Annotated in this window: 12 protein-coding genes and 1 tRNA gene; 9 read left to right on the top strand and 4 right to left on the bottom strand. The window is 33.9% G+C overall.

From position 1 onward, the window contains the following. The 3 genes from NF27_RS07250 to NF27_RS07240 form a co-directional block, all read left to right on the top strand. The coding region (locus NF27_RS07250; RefSeq protein ID WP_039457627.1) for a transposase at nucleotides 1-202 on the top strand (202 nt) is incomplete at its 5' end. Between the two features lie 171 nt (nucleotides 203-373). Continuing rightward, nucleotides 374-787: a transposase gene (locus NF27_RS11875; protein ID WP_084212868.1), complete on the top strand. Its 414-nt coding sequence runs from the start codon at nucleotides 374-376 to the stop codon at nucleotides 785-787. A gap of 48 nt (nucleotides 788-835) precedes the next feature. Beyond that, a complete protein-coding gene (locus NF27_RS07240; RefSeq protein ID WP_039457624.1) occupies nucleotides 836-1,129 on the top strand; it encodes a hypothetical protein in 294 nt (97 codons plus the stop codon). 251 nt (nucleotides 1,130-1,380) lie between these two features. On the opposite strand, the gene NF27_RS07235 is transcribed toward NF27_RS07240, so the two are convergent. From NF27_RS07235 to NF27_RS12070, 3 genes are all read right to left on the bottom strand, one after another. Continuing rightward, a tRNA-Thr gene (locus NF27_RS07235) sits at nucleotides 1,381-1,455 on the bottom strand. Between the two features lie 161 nt (nucleotides 1,456-1,616). Continuing rightward, a complete protein-coding gene (locus NF27_RS07230) occupies nucleotides 1,617-3,053 on the bottom strand; it encodes a hypothetical protein (RefSeq protein WP_039457621.1) in 1,437 nt (478 codons plus the stop codon). 154 nt (nucleotides 3,054-3,207) lie between these two features. Next, on the bottom strand, nucleotides 3,208-4,632 hold the full coding sequence (locus NF27_RS12070) for a cryptochrome/photolyase family protein (protein ID WP_039457619.1): 1,425 nt from the start codon (nucleotides 4,630-4,632) through the stop codon (nucleotides 3,208-3,210). 60 nt (nucleotides 4,633-4,692) lie between these two features. Between NF27_RS12070 and rseP the strand changes: the two genes are divergently transcribed. The 5 genes from rseP to NF27_RS07200 all read left to right on the top strand — a co-directional run bounded on the left by rseP (nucleotide 4,693) and on the right by NF27_RS07200 (nucleotide 11,694). Continuing rightward, nucleotides 4,693-5,805, top strand: a complete 1,113-nt coding sequence (rseP, locus tag NF27_RS07220) for an RIP metalloprotease RseP (protein WP_039457616.1) — start codon at nucleotides 4,693-4,695, stop codon at nucleotides 5,803-5,805. A gap of 83 nt (nucleotides 5,806-5,888) precedes the next feature. Further along, entirely contained in the window at nucleotides 5,889-8,159 is a 2,271-nt protein-coding gene (gene bamA / locus NF27_RS07215) for an outer membrane protein assembly factor BamA (RefSeq protein WP_053332668.1), read from the top strand. A 20-nt stretch (nucleotides 8,160-8,179) separates the two neighbouring features. Further along, nucleotides 8,180-8,746, top strand: a complete 567-nt coding sequence (locus tag NF27_RS07210; protein WP_039457614.1) for an OmpH/Skp family outer membrane protein — start codon at nucleotides 8,180-8,182, stop codon at nucleotides 8,744-8,746. Between the two features lie 72 nt (nucleotides 8,747-8,818). Next, nucleotides 8,819-10,666, top strand: coding sequence for a peptidylprolyl isomerase (locus NF27_RS07205; RefSeq protein WP_039457612.1), 1,848 nt, complete (start codon nucleotides 8,819-8,821; stop codon nucleotides 10,664-10,666). 155 nt (nucleotides 10,667-10,821) lie between these two features. After that, nucleotides 10,822-11,694 (top strand): hypothetical protein, encoded by an 873-nt coding sequence (locus NF27_RS07200; RefSeq protein WP_039457609.1) that lies wholly within the window; start codon nucleotides 10,822-10,824, stop codon nucleotides 11,692-11,694. Here the strand turns inward: NF27_RS07200 and NF27_RS07195 are convergent. Then, the gene (locus tag NF27_RS07195) at nucleotides 11,691-12,158 is read right to left on the bottom strand and encodes a hypothetical protein (protein ID WP_039457606.1); all 468 of its coding nucleotides are present in this window, start codon (nucleotides 12,156-12,158) and stop codon (nucleotides 11,691-11,693) included. The two genes, NF27_RS07200 and NF27_RS07195, sit on opposite strands and share 4 nt — an antisense overlap. A gap of 236 nt (nucleotides 12,159-12,394) precedes the next feature. Here NF27_RS07195 and ispH point away from each other — a divergent pair, with 236 nt between their 5' ends. Next, complete coding sequence (ispH, locus tag NF27_RS07190; protein WP_084212870.1) at nucleotides 12,395-13,321, top strand: 4-hydroxy-3-methylbut-2-enyl diphosphate reductase; 927 nt, start codon at nucleotides 12,395-12,397, stop codon at nucleotides 13,319-13,321. The last annotated feature ends 5 nt before the right edge of the window (nucleotides 13,322-13,326 follow it).

Raw genomic sequence — 13,326 nt, 5'->3', positions numbered from 1 at the left:
GGGAGATATAGAGCAGTTATGGTATGCTGTAAATGATAATATGTGTAAACAAGGATGCCTAACTTATTATTCGGATTATGCAATAGAAACTATGGTAACATTATGCATGCTACTTAAGTTGCCGTTGAGGCAAACTGAAGGGTTTGTTAAGCCAATATTTGAGCTTATCAAACTTAAGCTTGAAGTTCCTGAATTTATCTGATTATCAAAGCGGGCTAAATGTTTGCTTGAAAGGATAAAGTTACCGGCTCTAATTGAGGAAGGGTATTTAGTGATAGATAGTACTGGTATCAAAGTATATGGAGAAAGTGAATGGTTAGTTTTTAAGCATTGAGGAGAAGTAAAAAGAAGAGTATGGCGCAAGCCCAACCATATAACAGATGACCATAAATATTTAGAATCATTAATACAAAGCGCAGATATAGACAAGACAATTGAGGTTTTAGCTGACACTGGCTATGATAGTAACAATACGTATATTATATTAGAAAATAAAGGTATTAAAGCTACAATAGCACCTCCTAAAAATACCAAAAAAGCTTATATGCAACCTAGGTCTGATACTATAAACTATATTAAAGAAAAAGGTTACCATGTGGGGCGTAATAAAAATAAGTATGGTAGAAGAGCAATTATAGAGAATACTATTTACCGATATAAAAGCATTATAGGTACTAAGCTTAGATCTAGGAAATGGGACAATCAAAATATTGAGACTCAACTTGGTTGTCATATACTTAATAAAATGACAAACCTGGGTATGCCTCAATCTGTGAAACTCACTTAACTCACATGGGTAAAGGGAGAGTATTCCTTGATTCTGATTTGAGCAACAATGCCGGGAATAGACTTGTATACTACTTATATTAATAGTAAAAACCCTTTGCCCTCTTCAAGCAACCCTGAAATAATTTTATCAATATACAAAAAAGCTCCAAACATAGTGCTTGAGGCAATAGATAGCAATAATATTGCCTATCAAAAAGATAAGGTAGAAACCTTAATAGTAATATTATATGAATTCTTATTAGAAAATAAGGAAGCATCAGACGAGATTGCCAATGTTTTTTGCGAAGGCATGATTAAGCATGCATTAAAGAATTTCATGGTTACTCATAAAAGCAATTAATCCTCACTCATAAATTAGAATTGAAGTATTATAGTCTGAATCTCGTTACTAAAATAACACTATAAAAATGAGTAACATGAATGCAATTTATAATATTAAGCTAAAAAATTACTCATTCTTTCCTTTGACTACTAGCAAGAAACTAAACATTAAATTATCTAACCTCAAAAGTTTAAAGTAAAAAGTAGCACTAGAGTAGCACGAAGAAGACTTATTAAGTGTGATGAAAAGCTTGGGATGTGCTTTTTATCTGGTGCCGCCGGCAGAAATCGAACCTGCGACCTCTTCATTACCAATGAAGTGCACTACCACTGTGCTACGGCGGCAAAACCGTATGGGATTATTTTTATACAATAACAAGCTAAGTTTCAAGGTAAATTTAGCTCTTATGCAACTTTTTATTCAAATATAGTTAATGCAGTAAATAAAAAAATTACCAACCTACAGTATAGATTGGTAATTTATAATTAACTAATAACTATTTTGACTAACGCTGCATCAATTCCGCATTTGAGCCACCTAAGCCAATCACGGTAGAATTAAAGTTTTGCTGATAATAGTTTTTGCAAGATTCAAGCGCCATTGGTGCAAATTCAACAAGGCACTTAGGGAAAAACATAAGGCTGTTTAAAAATTTATCCCCATTTCCTTTCCAATAATTAAGCGATGAGGTTTGGCCAACCTCTCCGATATTTAAAATGTGATCAGTAACAGCATTATTAACAACGCTCTCAACTTTATTACACGCTTTTTTATTTAAATAATTGGTAATAGGACTAAACATTTTGCCGACAGGAATGAAACCAAATACTACCTGATTATTACAATTTTCAACTTGGCGACCTATTTCACCTTGTATTTCATCAGTAATAGCAGCTCTTACAGCATCTTTTACAAAGTCTTGTGCATCTGTGGTAGATAATACACTAGATAAGTATGTAGAAAGACCTAAACAAGATGCAGCTGTAAGGCAGTAACCTGTTTTACTTAACATGAAAGTAGATGCTCCACCTATAACCATCCCTGCAAAAGTAGCAGGGTTAAATATAGAAGCACCAACTGCAAAGATTCCTACTGAACTAATCCCGGCAACAAGCAATTTTTGTGCTATCGGTGCACCGATTCCAAGGCCGCTGATAGTAACCACAGCTCCAAGCAAGGCCTTAGTTCTATCGCAATTTTCATTAATTGCATAATCTAAACCGGCTATTACCGAAAGAGAAACTCCTGCACAGGTAATAAGTGAGAAATTAGAATAAAGAGCGAGTGCAGTAGAAGTTACAACCGGAAGGTGAGACTTTGCGGCCCATAAGGTTTTTGCACCGCTTATAATAGTGTCATAATATTTAGTAGAGCACAACTCCACAAATGTTGGTTCATCAACATGTACAAACCCTTCTTCAAATTCGTCTTTTGGAGAAAGCTCAATAATTGTTTGATTTTCATTTGAACTTGAGAGCAGTTTTGCTTTTTGAGGCGCAATATTTAGACTTGCAACTACTCGTGGTATAACAACAGCATCACTCTTAAACTCTTCAAGCTCATCTAGGGCAGAAATTGCAGGAATTTCAAAAAAAGCTGAGCCTTCAATGCCATTTCCTTCATCGCTAGTTAAAGGAAGCTCTGTTACTACTTGTTGTTCACTTAAGCTTGGAATTTCTTCGGCTAATACAGGCTGAGCTATAGATGAACTCTTCGGAGCATCAAATATATGGAACGCCGAACCTTCCATATTTATCTCTTCAGAAGCCCTCTTAGATTCTTGCATGGATGAATACATCGCCTGAAGCTTTTCTTTCAGCATTAACTTAATCTGTTCCCTAACTTCTTCTTCGGAAGGGGAGGTTTCTAAACTAGTTTTTTCTCTTACTTCTTCTTTAGAAATAATATTTTCTAAAGAAGTATTTAAGCTTTCGAGAGCCATTATTTTTAATTAGTTTTATTAATTATTGAGATTATTTTACTATTTTAGATAATTTGGGTCAACTAAATATGTGCAATTTAACAAATATTTAATGTTTTATAGAAGATGCTATTTTTGTTAAGTTATTATTATTTATGTGTTTTTGTTTTTTTTGTCAACGTTTAATTTGCTTGTAAATAGCAAGTGCCCTGGCGCGTGAAGTATCAAGTTTAACAATAGGTTGCGGGTAATTGATACTATTATTAAATTTGTTGGGTAAAAAATTTTTCCAAGGCTGATGAATTACATTATTTTGCAAACTCTTAAGCTCAGGAACCCATCTTCTCACATATTCTCCCTTAGGATCAAATTTTTCTCCCTGGGTCACCGGGTTGAATATCCTGAAATATGGTGCCGCATCTGCGCCAGAGCCTGCTACCCACTGCCAGCTTGCGGAATTATTGGCCAGATCCGCATCAACTAAATTATCCCAAAACCATTTAGCTCCTTCCTGCCAGGAAATCAGTAAATTTTTAGTTAAAAAAGATGCAACTATCATTCTGACTCTATTATGCATCCAACCTATACTCCTTAATTGGCGCATGCCTGCATCAACTATCGGATATCCGGTCATCCCCCTCTGCCAAGCCCTCAGCAGTTCCGTATCATTATCCCATTGAAATTTATCAAAGTTTTCCCGAAAGTTTTGTTCGGGTAAATTAGGATAAAAAAATAACAAATGGTGAGAGAATTCTCTCCAGCCTATTTCAGAAAGGTATTTTTCAACTTGAGTAGAAAGGGCGGGTTTTTGATAACTTAAAAATCTCAAACTATTATATAAATATCTAACACTAATTTGCCCGAAGTGTAAATAAGGTGAAAGAGAAGAGGTACCAACCATATCAGGGCGGCTTCTAAGTTCACTATAACCACTCAATTGGTTATCTATAAATTCTCCGAGCAGTTCCAAAGCTTTTTTCTCTGAAGGTTCCCAGGTTGCTTTTAATCCGTCTGCCCAATTAATGGCAGGAAGTAAATTAAGGTCATCTAAATTACAGTCGGCAACCTCAGGATAATAAGGTTTAAATTTCGGTTCGGGTAAAGGATCTTTAGTATTTATCAGTTTTTTACAAGCATTCCAGTAAGGAGTGAAAACACTGAAATTTTTGCCTGTAGTAGTTTTTGCTTCCCACGGCTCAAGTAGTAAGTTCCCTTGAAATCTGGTTGCCGTTACTTCTAATGAATCACAAAGTATTTCTATCTCTTGTTCAAGCTTAATATTATACGGTTCATACATGCCGTTAAAGAATATTTCCTGAGCTTTAGTAGAGGAAAGAATTTGTTTTAACTGCTCTAAGCTATCGCCTTTTCTTAAAATCAGACGGCAGCTTTTATGTTCCAAAGTTTTATTTAAGTGAAATAAAGCATAATATAACCACCACTTTGAAGCTCCGCCCATTTTCCAACTTCCCCCAAGTTGGTCATCATATATATATAGTAAAATAACTTTATCATAATTGTTATAGGCATGGAAGAGAGCAGGGTTATCTAAAATCCTAAGATCATTTCTAAACCAAACTATTGCTACTTTTTCAGACATGGCATAATATATAGAAAAATTCACATCTACTAAAGCTGTTATAATATTAGGAATAAAATAATGGAACATTTAATTGAAATTATTCTTACCATGTTTTGGTTTATAGTTACTATTTCCGTTGTAGTTTTTCTACATGAAGGGGGGCATTTCTTTTTTGCAAGAAAGTTCGGGGTAGGTGTGGAAACTTTTTCCATAGGATTCGGTAAAGAATTATTCGGTTGGAATGATCGGTATGGTACCAGATGGAAAGTCTCACTGATTCCTATGGGCGGATATGTTAAAATGTTCGGTGACGCTAACCCAGCAAGTGCTCCGGATTTCGAGAAGATTAACGGGTTATCGGAAGAAGAAAAAAGCAAATCTTTTTATTTTAAGCCGTTATGGCAAAAAGCAATGATCGTAGGTGCGGGTCCTTTAGCAAATTATCTGACTGCAATTATTATTTTTACCGGAATGTTTTTTAGTTTTGGTAAGGCGGTTATGTCACCTGAAATCGGTAGTGTCGTTACCGGGAGTGCTGCTGAAAAAGCAGGTATTGAAATAGGAGATATAGTTACATCCGTAGACGGAAAGAATATTAAAAGTTTTAATGAGCTTAAGGAGAATATTATCCTTAATACCGGTAGCTCTATAAATTTAGAGGTTATGAGAGATTCTCGGACTTTTAATATTAAGGTTACTCCTGAGATTAAAGAGATTGCTGATAAAAAAGGAAATAAAATTAAAATGGCGATGCTGGGGATCGCTTCCAGAGATATTGAACATGTGAGTTTGAATTTGTTTGAGTCGGCTTACGAATCATTAAAGCAAACTTATAGCATATCAGCTTCTATGCTTAAGGGTATTTGGCAGATTCTAAGCGGGCAAAGGGGAAGTGAAGAAATAGGCGGCCCTGTAAAGATAGCTTCTTATTCGAAAGAATCTGCTGAAGCCGGCTTAGGCGGTGTGCTATGGTTCATTGCATTAATTTCAATCAACTTAGGGCTGATAAATTTATTTCCCGTGCCCTTACTGGACGGCGGGCATTTATTATATTATGCAATTGAAGGTTTAAAAGGTAAGCCTTTATCTGCAACGCTTCAGGCTCACGGGTTTAAAATTGGAATCGTTGTGCTTGCCTCTCTTATGATTTTTGCGATTTTTAATGATATAAAGTTTCTGCTTGGCAAATAGCAAAGTTATTTATTGAAAAAAAGATTGCAATCTAGCAAATATTTATATAATCCAGTTAAGAATTCCAATTTAGTTTTTTTTATATGAAAAGATTTTTACAGTTAGCTAACTTTTTTGCTTTTGCTTTATTTCCTTCCCTTAGTCTAGCCGAAAGCATCAAACAAATTAAAGTTACCGGCAATCAAAGGATATCGCCTGAAACTGTTGAAGCTTATTTAGAAAATAGAGTAGGGGATCAATATAATCAGAAAAAAGTTGATAGCTCTATTAAAAATTTATTCTCTACCGGGTTCTTTTCTAATATTAAAATCTATCAGCAACAATCGATTTTGGTTGTGGAAGTTGAAGAAAATCCTTTAATAAATAAAGTGGCATTTGAAGGCAATAAAAGACTTAAAGATAAAGACCTTTTAAAAGAATTAAGTATGGTGGAAAGAAGTTCTTTCTCCAACACCAAACTACAACAAGACGTTAAAAAGATTTTAAGCCTTTACCAAAAACGCGGTAGATATACGGCAAGTGTTGAGCCGAAATTAATTAAGCTTGATCAAAATAGAGCAAATATAATTTATGAAATTAATGAAGGCAGCGTTGCCAAGATAAAAAAAATTAACTTTGTCGGCAACCATGTCTTTACTGATCAAAAACTTAGCAGTGTCATTCTTTCAAAAGAATCAAGGTGGTATCAATTCTTCTCATCAAGTGATGTGTATGATGGTGATAAATTAAATATTGACCAGGAGTTTTTAAAAAGATTTTATCTGGCGGAAGGCTTTGCAGATTTTGAAGTGCGCTCGGCAACCGCAGAGCTTACACCTAACAAAGACTCATTTGTATTAAGTTTTGTAGTACATGAAGGCCCTGCTTACAATGTAAGGAATATAAAAATAGAAAGCAAAATTCCGAATATTGATATAGATAAACTCTATAGCTTACTCGAATTTAAGTCAGGGGATTTATATAGCATTAATCAGGTTGAAAACAGTATTGAAAAAATTACCGACCACCTTGGTGACCTGGGTTATGCATTTGTAGACGTTGAAGATTCTATAGAAAAAGATCCCGAAAACAAAGCCTTAGATATAACATTCACAATTAATGAAACGTATAAAATATATGTTAATCGGATAAATATTAAAAATAATACCAGAACATTGGATCATGTAATCAGAAGAGAGTTCAAGCTTGCGGAAGGCGATCCTTATAACACTACAAAAGTATTTAGATCTAAGCAAAGAATTAAAAATTTAGGGTTTTTTAATTCCGTTGAATTTAAGAATTCCAAAACTGATGAACCTGATAAAGTGGATATCGACGTTGAGGTACAGGAAACTTCAACCGGGTCATTAAACTTTGCAGCAGGGTATAACACTTCCAGCGGCCCTTTAGGCTCGATCGCTTTGACCGAATCCAACTTTTTAGGAAAGGGGCAAGAGGTCGGGATTGAGTTGACCAGAGCTAAAAAAGCAGCTGATGTAAGTTTCAGCTTTACTGAGCCACAGTTTTTAGATTACCCTCTTTCAGTCGGCTTTGATCTTTTTTCAAATAGTAAAAATAGAGCGCATGAAAGTTCCTATGATAGTAAAAGCGTAGGTTTTGTGCTCCGTGCCGGTTATGAACTTACCGAACATTTATATCACGGAGTCAGATATTCCGCTAAAAGAGAAAGAATCAGTAATATTCCCTCTGATGCTTCTATTTATATTAAAGAGCAAGAAGGCAAAAATACTGTTTCTTCTATAGGCCATAGTTTAACTTATGATAAATTAGATGATAGGATAGACCCAACCAAAGGATATTTGTTAAAATTCAACCAGGACTTAGCCGGTTTGGGTGGACAAACTTATTATATTGACCACAAGCTGGTCGGTGCTGCTTATTATCCGGTTTATAAAAGGGATGTAATCCTTAGCTTTGTAGCTAAGGCCGGAAACATTACCGGACTTAAAGGTAAGCCGGTGAGAATTAATGACAGGACTTTTTTAGGCAGTGATGACATACGCGGTTTCGACAGTGCAGGTATAGGTCCGAGAACTAAAGAAAAGAAAGAGGCACTGGGGGGTAAAACTTTTTATACGGGTTCTTTAGAGCTCACTTTCCCGGTAGGTTTAAGTTCAGAGCTTGGGGTTAGAGGGGTAGCATTTACTGATTTCGGAGCGCTTTTTGATCCTGGTCAAAAACAGAAAGATAAAGAAGGGTTTTATAATGATCATTCCTTAAGAGCTTCTGCCGGTGTCGGAATTAAGTGGAATTCCGCATTAGGAAATATTAGAATAGATTATGGTATACCGTTTAGAAAGAAATCTTATGATGAGAAAAAGTCATTTAGGATCTCTTTCGGTACGCGTTTTTAATTAATTTTTTGGAGAAATATATGAGACTGAATATCAAACAATTTATTATCACCCTTCCGCTGATCACTACTTTAAGCTTTTTGCCGAATTTAGCTTCTGCTAAATCAGATAACTTTGAAGGTAACAGAATTGCCGTAGTTGATTCTCAAAAGATGGTTGAAGAATCAAAGGCTTTTAAAAGTATTAAGGAGCAGGTAAATAAGAAATCCGAGAGCTTTAAAAAGGAAGCAACTAACAAGGAAAAAGAATTAAAGAAAAAATTCAATGAACTTGAAAGTAATAAAAGAAAACTTTCTAAAGAAGCTTTCGACCAGGAAAGCGAAAAATTTAGCAGAGAAGCTGAAAACTTTCAAAAGAAAGGCTATGAAGAAAGAATGAAGATAGAAAAAGCTTATGCCGATGCAATGTCTCAGGTTGAGAAAACCATCAATGAAATTATTCAGCGTAAAGCAAAACAAGATAATTACAGTTTAGTTCTATTTAAGTTGAGTACTGTATACAGCAATGAGAACTTAGATATTACAGCAAGCATTTTAACTGAATTAGATAAGGCGCTTCCAAAAGTTGAAGTAAAATTTTCTAAGTAAACAAAATTACTTGATCGAAGTTATAACAGCGTGTATTAACAGATATGCGCTGTTAATTTTTTTATATATAGTATGCTTAGTTTTTTAAGAAATAGTTTACAAAGTGCGGCAATTAAGGCACTAATGATTCTGCTTGCTCTTACATTTATTTTATGGGGTGTCGGAGATATGTTAGGAGGAGGAAGTAATGAACCCTATGTGTTTAAAGTAGGTAATCAGGAATTCACCCAATCCATGTGGAAAGACACAGTTTCCAAGCAAATACAGCATTTAAGCCAAACCTACGGACAGCAACTTACTGAAGAAGATTTAAAGGATTCCGAGTTTTTTAAAAATTTATTAGAACAGCTTATTAATAAATCAGTGCTTTCCCAAGAAGCAAAAAGATTAGGGATTCTAGTTAGTGATGAGATGGTAAAGTACGATATTGCTTCTCACCCGAGTTTCCAAGATGGAACCGGTAAATTTAATAAAGAAATTTTCGATAATACTTTACGTAGTATGGGTATTACTGAAGATAAATTCATTAACACATTAAAAGAAGATGTTGCAGTTAATAATCTCGTACAACCTTTTATGTCTTTTAACTTACCTTCTCCGCAATTCATTGAACAAGTTAACTTAATAGCTAATTCTGAAAGAGAAATAGAGCTTTATGAGATTGACGGTAATAAAATCACCTTATCTAAGCAGCCTTCAGAGGAGGAATTGCAAGAAATATTCGATAAGAATCAAAATGAGTTTTCTACTCCTGAAGCCAGAGAAGTTAGTTATTTTACTTTCAACATCAAAGATATCGAACAAAAAGTGGAGTTGTCTGATCAAGAGTTGGAAGCTCAATATAAATCAAAAATATTTTTATTTACTCAACCTGAAAAACGCACCATATCACAATTGATTTTTAAAGATATGGATGCAGCTTTAGAAGCTAAGAAACGGATTGAAAGCGGTGAAAAATTGGCTGCCGTCGGTAAAACTTTAAAAGCTATTAACCAGGAAACTTCAATCGGAACATTAACCAGAGAAGGATTTGATAAAGAAATAGGAGATGCAATTTTCACTACCTCAGAAGGTAAGATTTCCATGCCTATTCAATCACCGATGGGAATCCATTTATTCGAAATAAATAAAATTATTCCTCAAAAAGAGTTAACTTTTGAAGAAGCAAAACCTACCCTTAAAACTCAGCTTATAGAAGAAAAGTTATTCGAAAGACTTTCGACACTTGCTCAACGTATAGATATTGAAATAGTTAATAACAAAACGATTGAAGAGATTGCTAAGGAGCGTAATTATAAATTATTTCACACAAAATTAGCCGAGCAACCTAATACTAAATTTTCTAAAAACTTGGAAGATTCCCCGGCATTTAGAACTACTGCTTTTTCTACTGATTTAAATACTACTTCAATGGTTACTCCTTATGATGACGGTATATTCTTTGTACTTAAGACAGAGAAAATAAATCATAAACGATTTAAAGCTAAGGAAGAAGTAAAAGATAAGCTAATGAAGTTTTGGGCTAACGAACAAAAGGATATATTACTTGAAGACAGCTCGAAAAATTTAGCCGAACTTTTAAAGAATAATAAACCTATACCAAACGATATACAAAAACTTGTTACTTTGAAAAAGCTAAAAATAAATAGGGATAATACCGAATCATTACCTAACGAACTGGTTGATCATATTTACCAGACGCAATTAAAGCAAACTACCGCTGCTTATAGGCTTGATAATAAATATCTGATAGCAAAGCTTATTAAGATAAACAAACCTAACAAACAATTATTAGATAAACATAAATTTGAAACTCAAGCATTATTTGCGCAGACACAACAAGATATTTTCATTAAGGAGTATATTGCTGACGCTAAAAAGCGTTATGATATAAAAATTAATTATGAGCTTTTGAAATAAATTAGCCTGCATACATTTTTACTAAAAAACTTATAAAATTAATTTATTAAAAATAGTTTTAAATGAAATTAATTAATATAGCTTAAAATTAAAGTTGACCATTAAGTTATATTAATATTATTTTAAAGTAAATTAATTACTCTGTAGACAACATTATGCCCTTAAAAAGCAGAAAGCTAATAAGCAAAGCTATTATTTTTATACTTTATGCTTCTTTAGCTTTAAGATGCTATGCATTAGATGATACTCAAGCATTTTGTATAAATGAAGATCTTTCTCAAATTGAAAAAGACTCGCTTATATATAATATAGTAATTAATACCTATAACTCAATTGCTAAAGATATCGGAACCGCAGATAATATTTGGGATGCAAACTTTATTAAGCAAGATCCTGAGCTTATGAAAGCAATTGAAGAATATAAAGTTAATAAACGCGGGCATGCAGCCAAGAAGTTAAGATTATCAGGTTTAAATGCCACTGAGCTACATGAATTATTATTGAAGCAAGGATTTGAGCATCAAAGAAAGCCATTGCATATTCTTAAAAACGATAAAATATTTTGGCTCAAAGACGGCACAACTACTGCTGATGCCGATCACAAGAATATTGTACCCATCGATATTTATATACACAAGGACGGCAGCATTGTAAAAGTAAAGCCCTTCGGAGTTCCGGATAAGCAGGCAAAGGCTCCCCGTAGGGAAGCTCATTTTAGTAAAGCAGTGTTAAAAGATTTACCTTGTGACTGTGTGGATAGGGATTGTAAATACAATATAAGCTATAAAAATGAAGCTTTCAAAGTAACGGAATTAGGATATGCGGTACCTAAAAGTCCTTCGGCTAAGGCAGGGCTTAAAATACCTTATAATAATAGCACATACATAGGCAAAAAACTGAATTATGCTATAATTACTACCCTTGCTAACTTAAGCCATATAAAATTAGTAACTAATTGCCCTTCATTAGAAAATAGATTTTTACAAAGAAACAAAATTAAAATTAATGAGCTGCATATTGTTAATTAATCTAAAGGCTCAAAGCCTGATACAAAAATGACTGATAAGAACTCATTTTGCTGATCATCATGGGCGTTACCTATGTTAAGAACAATTCCTTCAGCTTCAGCTGATTTATAATTTTCTAAGTTGTTTTTTATAACCTCATGCTTATTTAATAATATTTTATGCTCTGAAATGAGTAGATTGAGTGCGTCAATTTGCTGCTTATAGCAATCATACAAATATATATTCTCACTAAATTTACACTTTACTAAAGGTTCATGAACTCCTTTAAAACTTATTAAAATCTTTTCCAGCCCGGTTATAATATCTTTAAAGGATTTAATATTGTTATAAAGTAAATGGTTGTAAGGCGCATACATCAGAGATAAATGAACATTAAATAGAAAGATTTTACTGCCGTTTACCCATTTTTCCATTTGAGCTAACACATTATCATATGCGGTGAAGAAGTCTTTATCATTAATCATAATATTTATGTATATATTTAAAAAGTAATGAAGAGTTATATGTGAATTCTCCCCTAATACTATAGTATTTTTTAATAACAGTTTGGTGAAGTTATTTTTTTATAAATGGAAGACTGTTAGTTAAATTACAGAAATTATATATTTTGTAATAGCTCTGGAAAAAACCTGAGTTTTGGCTTATCATAAGCTTTGAATATATAAAAATATAAGAAGTTGCTATAGTGAATGAGCGTGAAATAAAAGTTGTTTTGGCCAGACCTAGAGGTTTTTGTGCTGGAGTGGAGAGGGCGATAGATATCGTTGAAAAAGCCTTACAAAAATATGGCGCTCCGGTGTATGTTCGTCATGAAATCGTTCATAATAAATATGTGGTTGAGGACTTAAAAGCCAAGGGAGCGGTTTTTGTTGATGAAGTGGATTTAATACCTCCCGGTGCGCTAACCGTATTTTCCGCACATGGTGTTTCGGAAAAAGTTGAAGAAGAAGCCGCAAAGCGTGATTTGCCTACAATTGATGCAACATGCCCACTGGTTAAAAAGGTTCATAAAGAAGCTCAACGACATGAATCGGAAGGACATCAGATTATTTTAATCGGACATAAAGGTCACCCTGAAGTTGAGGGTACCAGCGGAAGAGTAAAAGACGAAGTTATACTAATCCAAAAGCTTGAGGATGTAGAAAATATAAAGGTTAACAACCCTGATAAACTTGCTTATGTAACTCAAACTACCTTAAGTGTAGATGATACAAGAGCAATAATTGCGGCTTTAAAGAAAAAATTTCCTAATATTGAAGGACCTGAGTTAAAAGATATATGCTATGCTACGCAGAACCGCCAGGATGCGGTAAAAAATTTGGCTAAGAGTGTAGATATAATATTGGTAATCGGTGCTAAAAACAGTTCAAATTCTAATAGATTAAGGGACTTGGGTGAAGAGATGGGAATAACATCTTATCTTATTGACGGGGCAGATGATATTAATGTTGAGTGGTTTTCAGAAGCAAATAAGATAGGTATTACAGCAGGTGCTTCTGCGCCTGAAATATTGCTTGAAAAAGTATTGGATAAATTGAACAAATTATTTAAGCTAAAGATAGAGATTATGGAAGGAGTAGAAGAAAACGTGAAATTTAAATTACCGAAAGAGCTATACTCAGTATAAAAAAA

The sequence above is a fragment of the Candidatus Jidaibacter acanthamoeba genome, assembly GCF_000815465.1.
In the GTDB taxonomy this organism is placed as follows: Bacteria; Pseudomonadota; Alphaproteobacteria; order Rickettsiales; family Midichloriaceae; genus Jidaibacter; species Jidaibacter acanthamoebae.
Note: the sequence above shows the minus strand (reverse complement) of the source record. Positions and strands in the feature narration are given on the sequence as shown.

Excerpts from the sequence above, each read along its gene's own strand:
- NF27_RS07240 (WP_039457624.1), top strand. The coding sequence starts at position 836 with ATGCCGGGAATAGACTTGTATACTACTTATATTAATAGTAAAAACCCT.
- NF27_RS07230 (WP_039457621.1), bottom strand. The coding sequence starts at position 3,053 with ATGGCTCTCGAAAGCTTAAATACTTCTTTAGAAAATATTATTTCTAAA.
- NF27_RS12070 (WP_039457619.1), bottom strand. The coding sequence starts at position 4,632 with ATGTCTGAAAAAGTAGCAATAGTTTGGTTTAGAAATGATCTTAGGATT.
- rseP (WP_039457616.1), top strand. The coding sequence starts at position 4,693 with ATGGAACATTTAATTGAAATTATTCTTACCATGTTTTGGTTTATAGTT.
- bamA (WP_053332668.1), top strand. The coding sequence starts at position 5,889 with ATGAAAAGATTTTTACAGTTAGCTAACTTTTTTGCTTTTGCTTTATTT.
- NF27_RS07210 (WP_039457614.1), top strand. The coding sequence starts at position 8,180 with ATGAGACTGAATATCAAACAATTTATTATCACCCTTCCGCTGATCACT.
- NF27_RS07205 (WP_039457612.1), top strand. The coding sequence starts at position 8,819 with ATGCTTAGTTTTTTAAGAAATAGTTTACAAAGTGCGGCAATTAAGGCA.
- NF27_RS07200 (WP_039457609.1), top strand. The coding sequence starts at position 10,822 with ATGCCCTTAAAAAGCAGAAAGCTAATAAGCAAAGCTATTATTTTTATA.
- NF27_RS07195 (WP_039457606.1), bottom strand. The coding sequence starts at position 12,158 with ATGATTAATGATAAAGACTTCTTCACCGCATATGATAATGTGTTAGCT.